The organism is Bradyrhizobium sp. USDA 4452 (assembly GCF_054063575.1).
Map to the genome: position 1 here is coordinate 6,341,803 of NZ_JBSSGK010000001.1, position 18,454 is coordinate 6,360,256.

General features: G+C 58.2%; 14 protein-coding genes. 6 read left to right on the plus strand and 8 right to left on the minus strand.

Annotated features, from left to right (window positions below):
* Positions 1 to 16 precede the first annotated feature (16 nt).
* On the minus strand, positions 17 to 232 hold the full coding sequence (locus ACVISU_RS29790) for a hypothetical protein (RefSeq protein ID WP_456709304.1): 216 nt from the start codon (positions 230 to 232) through the stop codon (positions 17 to 19).
* Here ACVISU_RS29790 and ACVISU_RS29795 point away from each other — a divergent pair.
* The 4 genes from ACVISU_RS29795 to ACVISU_RS29810 all read left to right on the plus strand — a co-directional run bounded on the left by ACVISU_RS29795 (position 218) and on the right by ACVISU_RS29810 (position 5,612).
* The gene (locus tag ACVISU_RS29795) at positions 218 to 1,441 is read left to right on the plus strand and encodes a GFA family protein (RefSeq protein ID WP_456709305.1); all 1,224 of its coding nucleotides are present in this window, start codon (positions 218 to 220) and stop codon (positions 1,439 to 1,441) included. The genes ACVISU_RS29790 and ACVISU_RS29795 overlap by 15 nt on opposite strands.
* Before the next feature lie 5 nt (positions 1,442 to 1,446).
* On the plus strand, positions 1,447 to 2,133 hold the full coding sequence (locus ACVISU_RS29800; RefSeq protein WP_456709306.1) for a 2OG-Fe(II) oxygenase: 687 nt from the start codon (positions 1,447 to 1,449) through the stop codon (positions 2,131 to 2,133).
* A gap of 865 nt (positions 2,134 to 2,998) precedes the next feature.
* Positions 2,999 to 3,436 (plus strand): hypothetical protein, encoded by a 438-nt coding sequence (locus tag ACVISU_RS29805; protein ID WP_456709307.1) that lies wholly within the window; start codon positions 2,999 to 3,001, stop codon positions 3,434 to 3,436.
* Between the two features lie 667 nt (positions 3,437 to 4,103).
* On the plus strand, positions 4,104 to 5,612 hold the full coding sequence (locus ACVISU_RS29810; RefSeq protein WP_456709308.1) for a Ulp1 family isopeptidase: 1,509 nt from the start codon (positions 4,104 to 4,106) through the stop codon (positions 5,610 to 5,612).
* Between the two features lie 199 nt (positions 5,613 to 5,811).
* Here the strand turns inward: ACVISU_RS29810 and ACVISU_RS29815 are convergent, their stop codons facing one another.
* The 7 genes from ACVISU_RS29815 to ACVISU_RS29845 all read right to left on the minus strand — a co-directional run bounded on the left by ACVISU_RS29815 (position 5,812) and on the right by ACVISU_RS29845 (position 12,629).
* Positions 5,812 to 7,107 carry a preATP grasp domain-containing protein gene (locus tag ACVISU_RS29815; RefSeq protein ID WP_456709309.1) on the minus strand — a complete coding sequence of 432 codons (1,296 nt, stop codon included), beginning with the start codon at positions 7,105 to 7,107 and terminating at the stop codon, positions 5,812 to 5,814.
* Between the two features lie 53 nt (positions 7,108 to 7,160).
* Entirely contained in the window at positions 7,161 to 7,559 is a 399-nt protein-coding gene (locus tag ACVISU_RS29820; protein WP_456709310.1) for a hypothetical protein, read from the minus strand.
* Complete coding sequence (locus tag ACVISU_RS29825) at positions 7,531 to 7,806, minus strand: hypothetical protein (RefSeq protein WP_456709311.1); 276 nt, start codon at positions 7,804 to 7,806, stop codon at positions 7,531 to 7,533. Before ACVISU_RS29825 ends, ACVISU_RS29820 begins: the two co-directional genes overlap by 29 nt.
* A 781-nt stretch (positions 7,807 to 8,587) precedes the next feature.
* On the minus strand, positions 8,588 to 9,712 hold the full coding sequence (locus ACVISU_RS29830; protein ID WP_456709312.1) for a M20 family metallopeptidase: 1,125 nt from the start codon (positions 9,710 to 9,712) through the stop codon (positions 8,588 to 8,590).
* Between the two features lie 945 nt (positions 9,713 to 10,657).
* Positions 10,658 to 10,840, minus strand: a complete 183-nt coding sequence (locus ACVISU_RS29835) for a hypothetical protein (protein ID WP_253624336.1) — start codon at positions 10,838 to 10,840, stop codon at positions 10,658 to 10,660.
* A 150-nt stretch (positions 10,841 to 10,990) separates the two neighbouring features.
* Positions 10,991 to 12,040, minus strand: a complete 1,050-nt coding sequence (gene trpD, locus ACVISU_RS29840; protein ID WP_456710934.1) for an anthranilate phosphoribosyltransferase — start codon at positions 12,038 to 12,040, stop codon at positions 10,991 to 10,993.
* A 217-nt stretch (positions 12,041 to 12,257) separates the two neighbouring features.
* Positions 12,258 to 12,629: a biotin carboxylase N-terminal domain-containing protein gene (locus tag ACVISU_RS29845; RefSeq protein WP_456709313.1), complete on the minus strand. Its 372-nt coding sequence runs from the start codon at positions 12,627 to 12,629 to the stop codon at positions 12,258 to 12,260.
* A gap of 3,456 nt (positions 12,630 to 16,085) precedes the next feature.
* On the opposite strand from ACVISU_RS29845, the gene ACVISU_RS29850 reads away from it, so the two are divergent.
* Together ACVISU_RS29850 and ACVISU_RS29855 are read left to right on the plus strand one after the other, a co-directional pair.
* Positions 16,086 to 16,421, plus strand: coding sequence for a DUF7694 domain-containing protein (locus ACVISU_RS29850; RefSeq protein ID WP_430640556.1), 336 nt, complete (start codon positions 16,086 to 16,088; stop codon positions 16,419 to 16,421).
* A gap of 505 nt (positions 16,422 to 16,926) precedes the next feature.
* Positions 16,927 to 17,763 carry a YopT-type cysteine protease domain-containing protein gene (locus ACVISU_RS29855; protein ID WP_456709314.1) on the plus strand — a complete coding sequence of 279 codons (837 nt, stop codon included), beginning with the start codon at positions 16,927 to 16,929 and terminating at the stop codon, positions 17,761 to 17,763.
* Positions 17,764 to 18,454: the final 691 nt, after the last annotated feature.

Here is an 18,454-nt window from a genome sequence, read left to right on the forward strand (position 1 = left end):
CAGGGTTGTCGCCGCATCAATCAATGGGCGTGCTCCATGTGTGAAAAGGATTGGGCTCACGACGCCCGGCTAAGGGGGCCGCGAGGATGCAAAGAGTAGAACTCGTCTGGAAGGCGACGGTGGTCACGAGCGCCATCGAGCCATCGAGCTCTTCTGTCTCGACCGGCCAATAGTTGGTCACGACGAAAATTCGTTTCTTCAGGGTTTGTTCTCTCTTATGGCCATCGTCCAAATGACGTCTTCTGACGCTTCTCGATTTTCGCCGGATCAGACTCCGCAGATATTTTGCGCGCATTTGACTGAGCGCGCGCGAGCTCAGTTTGGCGCACATCCCTTTGCTAAGGAACTGTCCGAAGAGCAGTTTGCTAGCCTGCTGCCTGAATATCTGGCGATGTCGCAGGCGTTTCCCTATCTGCAGGCAGGATCGCAAAAGGATCTCATATTCGAAGCAATGCATCATAATCGGGATCTTCCCAGGGATATTGAGCTGACCAGCGTCGTCGCAAATTTCATTTGCTGGGATGAGACGGGCGGCTACGGCCGAATTATCCAGGGTGGCAAGGTGGCGCTACCCGACATTCTGCTGACCGAAAATTTTCACTCGAACCTGTTCAGAAGGGATGCATCGCGACTGCTCGGCAGAGCAATACGCCCCAACTATAGCGCCACGACGAACCGGTACCTGCATTCTCTCTATGACGGATTATCAGCAAAAGACCCTGTGGTACGTTGCGCCTACATGGTCGCCTTTGAGCTGCACGCTGCGGAGATGATCCAGGCGCTGTGGACCACCACGGTCAAAACCTTTGACACGAGGCCCGACGATCTTGAGTACTTCCGCAGCCACGTCGGTGGAGAAGATCCAGCCGAAAAGTATCATGGAGAGATGACAAGCCGCCTCATTGGCGAACTTGTCTCGGCGGATTGCAATGGTCGTTTTCTGGACGAGTTCGATCGGGCCTATCGACTGAACTTAAAGTGGTGCCAGGATCTGCTCCGAATTCCCTCACTTGAGCAAAATGACCGAGCTGAAATCGAACACCGTGGCCATTGTCATTGTGGTTCTGTCAAATTCCTCGTGCGGGCGCCGCGGCAGCTATCTGCAGTTCGATGCAATTGCTCGATCTGCCGGATGTCTGGATTTATGCATTTGCCGGTACCTGGCGATAGGCTCACGATTGAATGCGGCGAAGAGTTCCTCACTACTTACCAGTTCAATAAGAACATCGCCCGGCACACGTTTTGTCGGGTTTGCGGCGTCAAGCCATTCTATCGGCCGCGTTCGAATCCCTCCGGATTCAGCGTCAATGTTCGATGCCTGGATAAAAGAACGATCGAAGGCATCAGAATAGACGAGTTCGATGGCGAGCATTGGGAACAAGCATTCCGCTCGAAGCGACCAGGATCCTGGCTCTGCATTGAAGAACAAACCCCGGAGTGAACCCAATGGCGCGTTCAGCAAATGACAAAAAAGGCCTGCTTTCAGAAGAGGCTCTGACGAAATTCCGCGTAGAGCTGCTGGTGAAGGGTACGATCGTGATCAGCCCCCAGACGTTATTTACGCAGGATGAATTGGCAAGGATCAATCAGCTGCAGGCTGAGATTCCCGAAGAAGAGGTGCGATTGGGAGATGCAGGCGACGCGCACAACGTCTTCGTCAAACGCGTAAGGGTGGACCCGCCCGGCCGCAATCCCAGCAATGTGGATGGCGCAGCGGCGGGGCAAATCATCGATCTACTTGAAAGGAAGGACCGCGGCTTCGCCTTAAAACGGATCCTGGGAGCGTCGTCGGATTATGTGATTCGCAGATGCCAGTTGCATCGTATGCCGCCTGGTTCGTTTGTCGGCATCCATTTGGATGCCGAGAGCGATCCAGACTTTGAATACTCCGTAATTGTGCAGCTCGCGCAGGATTTTGAGGGGGGTGAATTCGTCGTATATCCGAGCGCGTATGAGCAGCAGATATTTCGACCACCGCTTGGTGCGGTGCTCGTCACAACATGTAGGCTGCGCCATGAGGTGAAGCCTGTGTCCGCCGGGGAGCGCCGGTCGCTGGTCTACTTCTGTTCGAAGCGCAGCGGCACAAACCGGCGCATCATCGAAAGCTCTACCAGCGGCCATAAAGCAAGTTAGCTCAGACACTTGCGAATAGGTTGAGTGGCGCAAGTGCTCTGAGGCAGTGAGATCGGCAGATCGCACCCATCTTGCAGAAGATCTGTCTTGCGAGATGGTTTGTCGCTGCGGCGCGCGCTTTCAGGTTGGCTCTGGTGAGGGCCGTCGGCGAGAGCCATTCGGAAAGGAACGACGTGGTGACCCGCCAGGATCCCCGCAGCGAGTTCGGGCGCACAAAGGCGCGTCGGCGGTTCCACATTCCACCCGGGGCGGGGTGCGCCAACTTTGGTCAAAGCGGGAACCGGGTGTTTCGAGCAGTGAATACGTTTTTTGCCGGGTCCATTTGTTTTGGAGGGCCTGTACGGCGATGCCTTCGTTGGCACCCACCGCCTGCCGATCGCTTGCTGGAATGAGCGTGGCGGTAGATGGTGAATTCGACGACCGCAATTGCTCTGGCTTAAGGGAGTCGGCGCAAACACCCGCGCGGACAGGCCACTGCTCGGCCAGGCTGCCGGAATGCTGATCCGAGCCATGGAAGCCACGATCGACAGAATCGCGCAATCTGCCTCATAAGAATACTGGGGCAACGTCGGGGCAGGACCTCGTCACTGTTTTCGAACTGCGGGTGTTCCGGCGCGTGCGCGACCGTGTTGTCGCGCCGCTCGTAGAAAGCTACGGGCTCGTCAGGTTCTCGACAGCTATCCGACCTAACAAAACAGGCGGATCTTGGGACCATTTGGGACGGCGTGTGCGAAAACAGACTCTAGTGCAAAGGGCAGGCGAAAGAAAAGCGGTTAGCTGATGCTCTCATCGCAGTCGCTCGATCGCCCGATTGTCCCATGCCGCAGCCGAGGTCCAGATATTTCACCGTCGAAAGTGACAGCGAATGAACGTTCCCTCTCCTGGTCGCGTGCTTCAGCAGTCGGGCAGCGCGGGCGCGCAAGACAACTCGTCGGTCTCCCCCTTGGCGGACCCGGCGGCATTCGAACAACAGCTGAGAGAGATCGCCAATGCGGGCAGTGGCGTGCCGGAGCAGACCTCCGCCCAACTGGTCGGCGCATCACGAAGCGTGGGGCTGCCCCTTACGGATACCGATCAGCATGAATATTCGACGCTATCGCATGGCGGAAGCTCCCGGGCGATGCTGCTGCCCTCCGTGCAGCAGTCGAGCCAGGGCCAGGCAGTGTGGGCTTTCGCAGGCCGTAGCAGTGAGCCCCTTTATTCTGAAGATGTGCCTCTCGTCGAGGGTTTGAGAGCAGCACTCATCAACGCGGCTTCAAGGAGCGTACTGCAAAAGGGCACGTCGATTCGCTTCTCAGGTTAGGACGCTGGCCCGTCAAACACAGCAAGCAGGGAATTGCCCAGCGTCTTCACGACAGTACGCTGGACAGCGACGCAGCGGCTTTCGAAGAGATTAGCGGGCGGGGTATCCTCACTGCGCTCGGCCATCTGCGGACCTCTTAGGTGTCGGGCCGAGGGGGCTATCCCGCGGACTAGCCCCTTGCTCAGGACGCCGAGCTCATCAAGGAGTACAAGTCGACTGTCATTAACGAGGGCAAGAAGGAAGCAGCCACAGCATACAAGTATGGAACTGCCCTAGGCAAATTCAGCGAGTACCTGCGTAACAATGCCAAGCTCGCCATCGCTGCCCGGCTTCACGACAAGTCGCTGGATGGGGGCCACACCCGATCATCACCTGAAGGTTCGAGCTGCACTAGCCCACTTGCGAAAGACACTGGCCGGCGACGACGCGGTCGAGCTTGATGGCGGTATTCGTCCCGATACGGAAGCGGCGGTCGGAACGGATGAAATGCGGTCGGCAGACGCCGTTGCGCCCGACGGCGTGTGGCAGCGAACGGTCGGCTGGTCAGAGATGCTGCCTGCGCAAGGTCAGGAGGGGCGCCCTCGAGCGTCATGGATCAACCGAGCCCCTCGGCTTATCTGGTTCGGCAAGCAGGCCAGATCGGACGCTGGCAAAATCGGCCGCAGGTGTGGACGCCACGGAACTCAGGCGCACAACTGATGAAGTTGCGCCGGACAATGCACCCCTAGGTGCCGTCAATTCGCCTGTGGATGTTGCCGCGGAAGAGCACGACCATCTGTCGGCGGGACCGCCTGCAGCCAGCACTTCCTCGCTGCTCGCGTCGATCCCGCACCCTCACGAGGCTCCAGATCCTGGAGAGAGCCTGGATGCCTTGAGCGAGAATTACGAGAATGCGATTGCCGCGGAGGGGCTGACCAACGCACTTGATTGGGACGATTTGCTCTCCACCGAGTACGTTGTTGGCGATGATGAGCACGTAATCGCGGGCGCCAGATCGACGAAGAGACAGCGGATCGACAATGATCCGCAAAACGGCGCGTTCGAGCGGCAGTCGAGCCACAACAGCGGTTCAAAAGCCGAAGCGTTAGTGCAGCTTCCAGCCAATCAGCCGGATGCGTCCGTTTCACAGGAACAGAATGGACATGGCCACGAGACACCGCCACGAGCTGCCCCGGGGCACGTTGTGGACGAAGCTTCGCAGCAACGATCGCCGCAGCGGCTTGTCAGCTGGCCATTGCTTCTGCCGACGGCTTACGATCAGGATCAGCTTTGGGGGTTGTTAGTAAAGCTTCCGGCGAGGTCCGGGTTAGCCAGCCCCGAGCGCGCGCCAGAGATAGATCAAGTAGCAAGGCCGGCAATCGCTGGACCAACCTCGAGCTGGTCGCTGCCGATGTCGCCCGACTTTGATTGGAGCATGCTGCTCGCTACGCCATCCTCTGTCGAGACTCGTTCGTCTGATGTCGAGCGCGGTGTCGAGGCCCTGATGGATTTGCTGTCTCAAGAATTGCGTGATGATGGCCAGTTACGCACGCCAAGTGATGCCGGCATCCAAGGCGTGGCTGCGGCGGTCAAGGTGGACGGGCACAACGGACAGCGGCTAGGCCTGACCGAATGGTTGCACGACGAACATATCGCCGCCGAGTACGCGCTGGTTGAAGAGGAGTTATATTGGAACAATCCCGATCTTGCTCGCCAGACGCGATTCGTACACCCGGCGCAAGCCCAGATATTGCGTCTGGTTCCGAGTGAGAGCGACCGCATGCAGATCCTGCTGCAGATCTTCAATGAGGAACATACAGATGTCGCCAACTTCTTGTTCGTCCCCGTGAATGATGGTGGAGTTGCTGGCGGCGGATCGCACTGGTCGCTGCTGCTGGTTGATCGGCGCGTGCCGACAGCCGCGGTTGCCTATCACTATGACTCTGCCGGGCTTCGCAACCGTGCCGTTGCAGAACAGCTCGCAGCACGTCTTGGCTCCCGCTTGCAAGCGGCACGGATGGCCCAGCAGCTGAACGGTCATGATTGCGGAGTCTTCGTGGTGGACGCGACGCGAGCGTTGGCCGGACGATTGGCGCAAGGAGAGCGGCCGGACCGTGAGCCGCTGCACCTCGAGCGCCTCATCGCCGATCGACCGGCACTTCAGGATCGCCTCGGGACTGATCGCGCCTTACGCTGACGGACTCCATCCGACCGCCGGTTTTCGCCCGGATCCGTCTGTCGGCTGAACAGCGCAGCCGGCAACGGATATCCGCATCAGGCGAGATGGACGCGGATCCCGGTCGCCTCCCAGGTACCGTCCTCCAGCACGCTGTCGGAAGCAGGCGTAAGTTCGAATGATTGGAGTGGCAGGATACATGTGGTTACCATGACCCCAATCAAACCAATGTGAGTAGCCGTTGTTTGAGATCGCCGGCGGCGGGCCGGTCATACGCAATCACGAGGCACTCCACCGTGCCAGCCTCCTGGTCACTGGCGAGCGGGATCACGCCCTGCTTGCGTGCGCCATCGAATAGAAAGCCCTCCCTGGCGAAACGTTCATGTGCAGCCTTGAGCGAACTCGATCGAACATTCCTCACGGATGAAATAACGTGGGAACCGGAGTAGTCGAAGCCCAGGAGCCGGACGGCAATGCTGTGTAATACCGAGCCGCCACCCCAGCGGCCGTTCGCTTCATTGAAGAGCAGCCGCCCGTCGTTCGTGAAAATGGCGTCAATATTAACCGGTCCGCGATATCCTAGATTGCGGACAAGGGACACGAAGCGGTGAGCATGCGTCTGCGCAGTCAACCATTGCTCATTCCTCAGATCGCTTGGAAGCTCTAGTCCTGTCCAGATCAGAGCCTTTTCGGATTGATCTGTGCTTCGACGCAGACGTATGTTTCCACTGTTGATGAAGATTAAACCATCATTCTCGATCTCATACTCAAGATAGAAGAGGGACCTGGCACGGTGATATGATTCCACGACCAGCGTGTTGCACGACGCCGTGGCCATCTCGGCCCAAAGTGCATCAGGATCAAACGACGGCCATGGAATCCGCCGCGTATCTCTTGCCCCAGGCAGTGGACCGCTTTCGTTACTGGCCAGAATGATATTGCCGACGCCGCCGGCCCCATTGTCCAGCTTCACGATGACCCTGCCGGTCTCGTGGCGGAGCAAGTTGACCGCCCGGAACAATTCGTTCGAGTTCGTCGTGACGATTCCATTTGGCATCGGGAGCGCGACACTTGTCGCCAATTGACGGAAATGGCTCTTGCGGTTCAGCAGATCAGGTCCTCGCTGCAGAGCGAAATCGTCCCCGGATTGCGGAATGCCCAGCATCGCCGCCAATCGCGCGACGCCTTCGCTGGAGTAGCAGGGATACATGCTCCACGAAGATGTTTGACGAATACGGCTGTTGAGCCCCTCAACGATGCTGCTGGACAGCAGGGTGCAATCATTCAAGACCGGCGCTTCGTGACCAAATTCAGGTACAAGCAATGAAACGCTTGAGGCGTCGAAATCGAGTGTCTCGCCGATGTAGGAGAGCAGATCTGCCGGGATGGAAAGTGGCGAGACAATCAGATCACCCTCCTTAGCAAACCACGTCGAACGGTAAGCCGAGTTGGCAGCGAGCGCGAGTTGAGCTGCTGTCAGATCGGAGCCCGACATTTGGGGCGTACCGGCATTCATGATTATGATCCGTGGCATCGGTCACCTTTGCGTAGTCGGTTACTCAGAGAGCGTTAGCAAAAACGGATGAACCGGCTGCCGTGACCTGGAAATGCGGCCGACAAGATCATTTCGCGGCATCGCGGCATCATCGGCAGGGTTGCTGGAAAGCACGGCGTGTCTGCATCCGTCGAACTCAACTGCCGCCTCCCTTGCCGCTCGATTGCCTGCTGGCTTCCTTCCACACAAAATGCTGGACCTTCCCCATGCGTGAAAATGATCTCGCTTGGAACCTTTAAACGGGCGAGGCGCGACCGGACATGCGCCATCAGCGCTTCTGCTTCGATCCGGGCGCGACCTCGCAACGCCCTCGCGAGGCCGCCATCACATGGTTCGGCGTCCGTTGCACAAGCGATAATCACGACCTTCGGCAGGACAATGCAGCTATTGATGGTCGTTACGGGGACGATCAACGGATATTGCCTGGCCAATCGCTGGCGATTGATTACTCATTCTGCTTGGCTCAGCAGTGGCGGTGTGCATCTGCCCGTAGTGGTAAGCGCACCATGACGACTGTTTCTTGCCTGGTCTTTGACAGACAGGCTCGCCGCACATATAGGCAGCTCGGGCGTCTCCATCCTTGAAGCCGATGATGGCCCGGCACTGGCCTTCAATGTGATCGATCAACAAGACCTTGTTGACGCCGTCAGGCTCTTTCAACTTGCTGCTCCAGGATACCAGGCAATCTCTTCGGTGCGTTCCGTTCACGCCGAGTGATACTTGCAGCGGGGGCCCGTTGAAATCCTCTGGAGGTTCACGGCCGGTCGCACATCTCCGCGACGAGAACCAACCGGCAGGCCGGCATGAACGGAGCGAAGAGCCGGTTCGGCGGAACGCCTTTGGGACTGTGTTCCGCCAGAAGAGGGGTTCGGGTTCAATATCGGGAAGAGGCCGCGCCCTGCAGGGGCGCTGCATCGAACTCTGCATTGATCTCTTCTCACGTCACCTGCTCGTTGCTGGGCCGACTTGCGCCAGCCACAGTGTTGCGATTCTGCAATGCCCGACCATTGCAACTAGCCGCGAGGCGTAAGGCTGCGTTCAAGGGGCGCTGCGTTACTGTTTCGACCGACAGGCCGCCAGGGATGAAGATCATGACCAACCAGGGTGCGGGATTGTTCTGACCAGCTGAGACATTCGTCAGTCCCGGCGGCGGATGAAGATGGGTGCCAACCGAAATATCGTACAACTTAACGTTACGTCCGTTTCAAGTTCTTTCTGACAATCTGCGTGTACATCCCAATGGGTATGTCGGGGCAGATCCCGGTGGTGGGTGGAGAGCTTGCAGCGCGATTTCCGTCAGAAAGTGGCGCTCTTATGAGAACGGTTCTACTGCCGACCGGGTCCTTGTTGGAGAGGCTCGCTCGTCCAGCGATCGACTGCTCGCAGCTCTAGCGGTTCCGCGACAACGTCCGCTTAGGCACGCTCACGTCCCGTTTCGTGGTTATCGCAGTGTCTGACAGAGGCGATACAGCAGCCGCGCGCGAGGTTCGATCGATGAAATATAGAGTTGCTCATAATGCGTATGCGCGCCCTTGCCGTCTACGCCGAGGCCATCGAGGGTTGCGGTATGCGGCGCGGTGAAATTGGCGTCGGAGCCGCCGCCGCTGAACGCGTCGAGCAGATCGAAGCCGATCTCAGCGGCAAGTTGCCTGGCGTGCTCGTAGAGCGTAGCGCCGGCCTTGCTCTTCTCATAGGGAGGACGGTTCAAGCCGCCCAATACTTTCAGGCGAACGTCATCGGTGCGCGAGGTCATTCGGAGGATTCTTGGCACCAACTCGTCCGCATGAGCCATGGTCGGCACGCGCAGATCGACTTCCGCATAAGCCTGTTCGGCGACTACATTTGGTTTAGTGCCGCCGCGGACGACGCCAACGTTGACGGTGATGCCGCGCGAAAGGTCGTTCATTGCCTCGAGCGTCTGGATCACATTGGCTAGTTCCCGGATCGCGCTACGGCCGTCCTCGGGGCGTGTACCGGCGTGCGCCGATGCGCCCTTGATGAGCACATCGAAGCGGCCAACGCCCTTGCGCCCGGTGATGACCTTGCCGCCGTCGCGCGCTGGTTCGGTAACCAGCACATATTTCGCCTTGCGGCCCTCTGCCTCGATCAGCGCCCGCGAGGTCGGGCTGCCGATCTCCTCATCCGACACGTAGAGGTGGGTGATGCCGAGCGGTGGGCGTGCGTCGTCGGCGCAGATCTGCCGAAATGCATGATAGGCCAGATAGGCACCGCCCTTCATGTCGTAGGTGCCCGGGCCGAACGCGCTGTCACCGTTGATTTTGAACGGTAGTCGTCTTATGGATCCCATCGGATGGACTGTGTCGAGATGGCTCAAGACCAGAATGCCCGGCACGCCTTGTCCCCAGGACGAACGCGCGACCAGGTGATCGCCGCAACCCTCGCGTCCCGCAATGCGTTCGATGGTCGCCGGTAGGTCGCGATAGCCTGCCGCTACGACGTCAGCCAGCTTGTTGAGCTGATCCGGCTGCTCCGTCGGCGACTCGAGTTCGACCCATCGGCGGATACCATCCAGGATCACGGAGGTTTCAAACGGGTGACTGGACATAGTTGTCTGATGCCCCTCGAATCTGAACTTTCATCACTCGCCGAAGATCATGGTACGTCCGCTTGCCCGCATCGAGATCGAGCACGGAGCTCTCAGCTTGGCTGTCTGTTGCGATGCAGTGCGCGTTTGAAGCACGACCTTGCCGCGATGCTACGCGCCCACCGAGGAGAACTGAGCTACCAAAGCTGGTAGTTTACGTCGTGGACCATGTGGGTCCAGCCTGCGGTAGGAAAGTGTAGCTAGTCGCAAAGTGTAGCTAGTCGCGAGGAATGCGTGCTTCTCAACGTGTGGTGGCCCGTAAGAACCAAACCAATCCACGAGTCGGCGAGATGATTGTTTGATAACGGTCGCTCCAGTACCGGTCATCCGCTCAGCATGTATTCTATTCTAACGACGTTCTGCGCAAAACTCGAAGCGCGCGCTCGAAATTGAACAATGTACAGCCGCGGCAAGTCCGCGCTGCGGCAACTTGTCCGATAAAGATCCTATGTGTGCCAATGATCTTGTCGTCATACCAAGCGCATTCGAGCGCGCAAAATGCTTGGTATAATAACGGCACATCAATATGCCTTGAGTCCAGGAAGCAGTGCCGAAGCGATGAACACGTGTCGCTTCCTCCTGGCCGCAAAAACGCAGACTAAGTCCTCCTCGTCGCTGCGGATAAGATTGATTGCAGAACTGCACCTACCAAGTATCGCGTCATGCAACTCAGAGGAGCGAATGCCGACAAGCAAGCACGTCGAGTGGGATGCAGATGGAGGCATGGAATTCGCCATCAGTCGGCGTCGTCCGCCGGCCGCTCCGGGCGTCACGATGGCGGCACCGCTTGCCAGAGTTCGCATTGCCGGACGGGTCTGCCGGCTGGATAGACGGCAGTGTCCCGACCCAGGGGAACTGGTGCTTCATAATCAGCTTTCGACCGGAGTGCCGCCCTGGTTAGCGCGCTCAATGCACTCGCAAGAGAACACGCTTTTTTGCATCTAGAAGATGCACATCGAGCGTCGCGTGCAGCGAACCGCGCAGCTCGGGCGGGATCGAGCCATCCGTATCGATCAATTCACGAAACTTTCGAATGATGTGTTCTATCATTGCGATGGATCCGAGTGCTTCCAGCTTCTGTGATGACATTACCTGATTATCTCCTTTGGAACGCAGCGCACGCCGCGGGTCCGCGTGCTTAATGCGGATTGCCTTGATCGGCGCGCGGCAGGCGGCGCATGCTCATCGAGAGCTCCAAGGAATCGACACCCATTCGCAGCTGAAATTGCTTAGCGCTTGTCACGATCGGCCTCCGCCGGAATCTCCTTCGAACCCCGAGCCGTTGGAGACCGCAATCAGGCGTTTCAGTCGAACGGCTGCGCCGCCACCGTCAAGCGCATGTTGTGCAAGGGCGACGCCCTCCTGCAGCGTCTGGACGCGACCGGCCACGATCAGTGTCGCCGCCGCATTTAAAAGTGCTGCGTCGCGAAGTGGACCTGGAATGCCATTGAGTACGTCTTGCAGGGCGACGGAATTGACCTTCGCTTCGCCGCTCTCCAGCGTCTCCCTGTCGCAGCGGGCAAGCCCGGCTTGTTCCGGCGTTACTTCAAAGGTCCGCACTGTGCCGGCCGCAAGCGCAGCAACAAAGGTCGGTCCGGCGAGGGTAACTTCGCCGACCCCGTCAGAGCCATGAACCACCCATGCCGATTCGACGTCGAGGTTTTTCAACACGTAAGCCAGAGGCTGGACCCATTCGCGAGCAAATATCCCAACGATCTGCCGCTTGGCCCTGGTTGGATTGGACAGGGGCCCGATGAGGTTAAGGATGGTATGGGTCCCAAGTGCGGTCCGGATCTGGCCGACGCGCTGCATCGCTGGATATTGGGCCGACGCAAATGAGAAGCCGATTCCGGCTTCGTTGACACAGCGCGCAACGGCCTCAGGCTTGAGGTCAACGTTGACACCGAGATGCGCCAATAGGCCTGCCGTGCTAGGACTTGAAGATGTATCGCTGTGGGCATGCCTGGCGACAGGAACGTCGGCTCCGGCGACGATAAATGAGGCGCAGGTCATGACGGCGGCCGAATACGCAGCGGTATCGCTCGTACTAACCATATTGATGGGATCGCATGCGATCTCGATCCGCGGCATTCTCTCGCGTACCGCGGAGACGGCACCGGTGACCTCTTCGATCGTTTCGCCCCTGACTCGCAAACCCATCAACAAGCCGCCGATCTGCGACGGAGTCGCATGACCCGACAATAGGCCGTCGAATGCTGACGCAGCTTCCGCACGGGTCAGGGTGGCGCCGGTAGCAACTTTACCGATAATTGATTTCAGCGCTTCCATCGACTTGACACGTTCATCGTCGGCATCCGAAGCGTTTCGATTCGACGGAGGCGTTTGTTGAAGAGACATGGCACTGCCTGTCTTGATGAAGCCGTCTTGCCCATCGACGCACGCCCGAACGTCGAGGTTTGAGTGATCGGGTGGTTGCGCACCGCCATTCTGTCAAGGCTACAACCTGACGCAACGTGAGGGTCAAGCTCTCAATGTCGCGGATGCTTCAAGAGATCGCTGGCCGATGAAAGCAGTGCCGTCGCTGCGCCAGCAAAGGATGGCGAACGCAACGCCGGCGATTGTCACGGCTCTGGCGAACTCCGCATTTCGGAAAGTAGCCCATAGTCGGGAGCAGCGCACCGGCGCGCGCCTGGTCGGCAGCCGCGATGATCTGCCCAAGATCGAGATAACTTGTGATCGGCGTTCTGCCGCCGTCCTGAATGGCCAGGTCGGCTATGGAGACGGCGGGTGTTCTCGTATCTAGTTCGTGGTAGGCAATTGCGGAACGGAGTCCAAGCCTACGTAATGTTTTGACGATGCGGGCGGCTATCTCGCCCCTGTTGGCGATCAGTACTGTATCGAAGGATAATTGTTGCATTTGCCTATCTAGATAAGCACCAAGGGACCAAACCGTCGTGAGTGGCTAGGCTCCTTGCCTCCTGCCGACGTTTCGTGACCGTCCTGTGTGCGAGGGCGGCTATCTCGGAACGTGAGGCGGGCGAACAGGCCACCTGATCCTCTACTTCGAGGTGCCGCCGTTCTTGCCCATATCTCGTGAGGAGATCACGTAACGGCATTGCTGGCTGAGGCTGCTGTGCTTGGATCTGAGGCAAGCAAGGATAGCGACGTAGCTCGGTATGTGATTGCTGCAAAGGCGGAACACGTCCTCCATACACGCCTGTCTCTCCTCGGGAGTCGGGGCTTGATCTCGCGCGTTTACCTGCCGCGGGATTACAGCAGTCACTGCGGCAGCTATAGCGACGGCGCGGCAGGATTTTAGGAGCGAAGCCAAACCGGTCAGTTGGTATTGAGTCATGCCATTCCTTAAGAGTGGTAGGTCTGCGATGTCTTGAGCGAAGCGCAAAATCGTCTGTCCGTCGGCCAATAGACGTGTAGCGCCAGGTGCAATGCCCAGAGTGCCGTTTCGCCTTTCTCTGATATGCCTCGATGTCCTGAGGTATTCGGCGTGGTACGTCTTTCGGTGTTTGAGCGCAGCCCCACCTCATGGCCGATAGTTGCCGTCACGCGGGCGCGATACGGGATCGAACAAGACCTGCGGACTGGTGCCGGACTTATCGAGGCAGAGAGATGAGCCAAACGCCAGGTGCGCCAGCTGATGACGCAATTGATCCTGCGTAACGAACCCTGCTGGGGCACCAGCAGGTCATGCTTAGTGTAGTCGGCCTGCGCTCCACATTAATGTGGAGACGGCGATCGGGATGATGCCTTCTGTAGAAATATCGAAGGGCCCGATTGCTTCCGCCGCTAGCCGAGTTAGCCTCGGATAACGTGTGAACAGGCACGTGTCTGCAAAAGCGTGTGATCCCGTGCGACTCTCGCCAGGTGAGTTTAGATCTTCGACACATTCGCTCTTCTCATTGCCTGCAGCAAGCGTCTGCATTGCCGGAGGCGCTCCCGGCCTGTCCAGGATCGTACAATCTGACGCTGCGTATGATTCAACCCTCTTCTTGGATCAAGTCAACCGAGTATCCTCTGCGGTGGCGAACGGCGCTTTGATGGCCGCCGGCTCTTACGTGATTATACGGAGCGCCGGTGTCGCATTTCTTTGATGTCTCAATTGCATGCTCACGGCATGAATCCGAAAAGTAAACTCTATCAGCCCGACCACTGGCGAAGCCGTGCGGAAGCAACGCGAAAAAAGGCGGAAGGACTCGCTTACGGTAAACCCAGAGACAGGCTTCTTAACGTTGCGATCGAGTACGATAAGCTGGCTCGGCGTGCCCAAGAGTGGCAGACGCGTAGAAGGGAGGACGAAACATGGCCAGAGCGAGAGCTGTAGGGCTTTGCTGGGCTTCGAGAAGCCGCACCTCAGCTGGACGGCCGCAGCGCCAATCGCGGAGCAAATGTCACTCGGCAATCGTCGCATCCAAGTAAGTAGCGCTGAAGGTGGCGCTTTGGTCCACGATGGGCCGTTTGGCTTCCAGGCACATTGAGTGGCCTCGAAGCTGGTTCGGCACGGTATGCCGGGTGCGTCTTCTTGCCTCAGTTGCGAATTCATATCCCGCTAGCCAAGCCGGGGCGCAAGGCTGGCTCGTGAAAGACAAGGCTGGTTCGTGAAAGAAGCGCCCGCTTTCCGCTGACGGCGGGCATATTCCTGCCCGGCAATCGAACCGCCGAGGTCGGGAAGTGCGTGGGCGTGCCACCCGACGCAGCTTCCCTTGCGATTTTTCGGTTCTGCTAGCTTCTTTGGCTCATAAGACCGCCGCGACGATCCAGTAAATGCTGGCCCAGAGCAGCGCACCCAAGAGGAGTGCGGCCAGCGGCCATAGATTCCATCGCCGTTGCGCCTGCGAACAACGGCAATCGGCACCATAATGCCTGACAGTGGGGTCCTTCGGTGCGCGCCAGTGAGTCATTGACCACGTGCCGCACTGGTCCGCGGGGAACGGTTGGTTTCCGGATGCATCGTATCGTTCATAAGTTCGCAGTCTTCCTTCATGGTTCGGGTTGTCAGAGTCTTGTCTGCAGCGCCACCTGCATCCAGGTGATGGCGTTCTCATGCAATGGGCGGTTAGAGGAGGTGCTACCAAAGCTGAGGGGCGCTGGGCAGCGCATCGCTCAGAACTAAACAAATAGCCAGATAAGTGGCGCGTGGACTCAGCCTGGACTCAACTGCAGCAATCAGCGTGCCACGAGCGGACAGGTGCCGGCGCAGCCTTGACGCGAAGTAAGCCACGCGAGCTCGCTGCCTTTGGTCGGAGTTGCCACCTTGGTGTCCGGAAGGCGACATCGGCATTGAAAGAAGGCAAGAGCTCGCTAGCGACATTCGACAAATAGAGGGTGTGAGTTGCGTTGTAGGGACGCGGCAAAGGGGCAGCCGGCGGCAGCGCGATTGCAGTGCCTCAAGATAGATAGACTAATCAGCTTCTCTGACCACTAGCTTACGAGATCGCATCAACCCATGGATGTTATCGGTATGGGGACAATGTATGCTTAACCGTCACGGCGTAACGCGAGCGCATTTCGATTTTGCTACCGCACGAATCAATTACGGTCACATAGATGACGCATTGGCACTGTTTCAGAGCCGGCGAGCAGAAAGCGGCGAATGATCGTAGGACAGGTGGTAAGGCAGCAATATCGCCCTTGCGAAGCATTGAACGAGGATAGGCGAAATATGCTGTGGTATTGCGAGCGATAATGGAATGTAGATGTCAGGCCATGTCGGAGTGCATACCAAGCATTGTGGTCGATCCGGCGACGATGAGGTGGTGGCCCTCGACGCCTCTGTAGGATCAAGCGCATCTCCGCGTGACCTCGACGCGGCGCACGCAACGAAACATTGTGCGTTAACTGCTAAAGCTCAAGGCATACATCGTATGCTGATGCGCACGTTGTTCGGCGGTGTACGCTGCAGTCGATGAGCAAGGCGCTCCGCATGGGCCTTGTGCGGTGATCGAGATGTCGGCTCCCATAACCGCCGAGCCTCCCAGAGTGGCAATTCTCAACCTATGCGCCGGGTCATATCGAGTGGATCTTGCACGGTTTGCATTCGGGCAATAAAGGCCCCGCAAGGACTGGCAAGCGCCCTGGGCAGGGCGTCAGCGTCCAAAAAGACAGGAGAACAAGTGATGGACATCTGCGGCTTTCTCAGCAGGTGGTTCGCTGAAGAATGGTATTGGAGCGCCGTCCCAAAGAGGACGGAACATGCGCCAAGTTGTGAGTTGCAAAACAACAACGTCATCTACATCGACTTCAAGGCGGTCCACGAGGCAAAGGAGGAAACGTGCGGACGCAAGTAATAGAGAAGCTGGAGGCCGGTCGCGTACAATATGGCCAGCTTGCCAGCCTTCCAGGATCAGGTCCTTGCGGCATGTTCGTTGTACAGGGACCTTGCGGCTGTGAACTGAGGATCAGCGGATTAATTCGTCCTGGCTGGGAGCATGTTGCTGTCTCAACGCCGCGACGTTGTCCGAATTGGGAAGAGATGTGCTTCGTCAAAGACCTGTTCTGGGATGAAGAGGAATGCGTGATGCAGCTGCATCCCCCACACTCGCAATATGTAAATAACAGTCGGTATTGCCTGCATCTGTGGAGGCCAACTCATCGGGACATCCCAATGCCGCCATCGGGCTTTGTAGGCGTCGTTGGGCTCGGCCCATCGGAGGCGGCAATGTGGTTTGCTCGCATGAGTGCGACCGCATTATGAGGTAGGCTAAGGATTGTCCGCGTGGCAGATGAAAAGCAGTGGTTCGGCGCTGTTGTCAGCCCCACACCGCAACGGAAAGTGTCGGCGGTTCTGTTTGCCTAACCTCGCGGGCTTGCCAGCCGAGCGAAACAGGAGGTGATGATAACGCACCGGCCCGGCGAGTCCTGTGCTGGCGAATTGAGGGAACGACATCGTCAGAATCGGGCCATCGCCGCGTCAAATCTGCGTGGAGAGCCGCGCCAAACCCGAGCTCGGGATAAAATTGCATCCACCGACGACTGTGCCCGGCCACTCCGTATCCTTGAAGTCGTCGACCAGGGCGCCGGCATTTCGGCCGGGATTAGGTAAGCGGAAAGGTGGCCATCCAAGAGACGCCATTCGGCGGCTTCTCCAACCTATTCTTGCTCGTCAGCTCGTCGTCAGCTTGCCGCAATACCATTCGCAGGTAGAGCTCGCCCAGCCCCACTCGGTCCAGGCAAGCATACGCTAGAGGCACGGGACTGCCATGTTCAATCCGGTAATTGACCAAGCCACGCGCGCCGATCAAGCGGATGAACTGAGTCAGTCGACGGATAACAGCAACTTCGAGCAGGTGCTTACGGCTCTCGCGCAGGAAGAGACCCTGCCTCCCGAAGAGCTGTCGGATAAAATGGGGCTCTGCTGCAGCAGGCCGCATACCTCGGATGCGAACGTCCACACCCCTGTCTCATCGGACCTCACCACCTCTTCTCTGTCTTCCGGTTCAGGTTCAGCCTCTCCGGCGGAGCCGAGCCAGCCTTTGTTCCGATACAGAACTGCCGAATTATCTGGCGCCAATGTCAATGGCATCTGCGTGGGCTTGGCAGCTGAGTGGCTCCTCAATCTCGCCAGAAGTCCATCGTCTCGAATGCGCGCGCTGGTACCGGGCGCTGAAAATCATGTCTCGGCGGCAGTGCGGCAGCGACGGTATGAAGATCTCAAGGCGTTGTTGCGAAGTGACAGGGCGGGGGATTCTACCAACCTTCAGGCAAAAACCGCTATGTTGCGGGAGGCGGGATTAGATCCTGCGAACGCTCAGACCCGATATGAGTTTGGAACGTCCTCCGGAATTGCCCGGATAGTGCATGAAGTTACCCACGATCCATCGGTCTATCTGATGAGCCTGCGTTTTAAACCGCGTGACGCGCATACAATTGCGACCTCGACATCGAATGGAATGACGACCCTGTTTGATCCTAATTATGGAGAATTTACCGTTCGGTCAGACCAGATGGGCGAGTTGTTCAAAAGTCTCGGCGACCGATACAGGAATCCCCCGAACAAGCTTCGAATATCCACGGTCGTCACGCAAAGAATGATGTGAGTGGCATAACAGGGCTCCGGAGGCCGGTCCGACGTCCTCGCCCGAGTTGTTTTGCATGACGGCAACGATCGAGATCGGAAGCCGCATTGGTTTGAGGTGCCAACTCCGAAGCCATCGAAGATCGAATTTGCTGCCCACGTCCCGGTAGTGCCCCGAAGGTATCGTAGCTTGGTGCCGAGATTCACGATGGTTGCGCATGAGGTGCTGTACGTTCGCGAGATTGCCTTGCTTGCTTGGCCGACAGCTCACGCACGACAGAGCGCGCCTGGCTCAAACTTAAGGGGCTGAGTCGCCCTACGCCAGGATTGTGCTGCGCGGGAGGGCACAATAACGGTGTCTGTTGAATGGTCTCGGTTGAGTTGGGGCGACCACTCGGCTCCTTGAGGCACAAGATTGAAGCCGTCTCAACCGTTCAAAGCAGGGTTAAGCTCCTGGTGTTGGCTTCAATGGCTTTGTCGACCTGCGGAGGTCGGCATGCTCGCCGGCCAGTTCTCAGCGGCGCGCGGAAACGACCTGCTCCGAAGCGCAATCGGCTGGTCGGTAAGGTCCGTGTTTCGCAGCAAGCTATCGGATCTCGTTCAGTGAGAGCGCATGCATCCTTTCGCGCGGGCCTATTTGATCGCTGCGCGGTCGTTCGCTTGGGCAGCATCATCTGAAACCTTGCAATCGCCGGAATGGTCGCCCGGCGTAG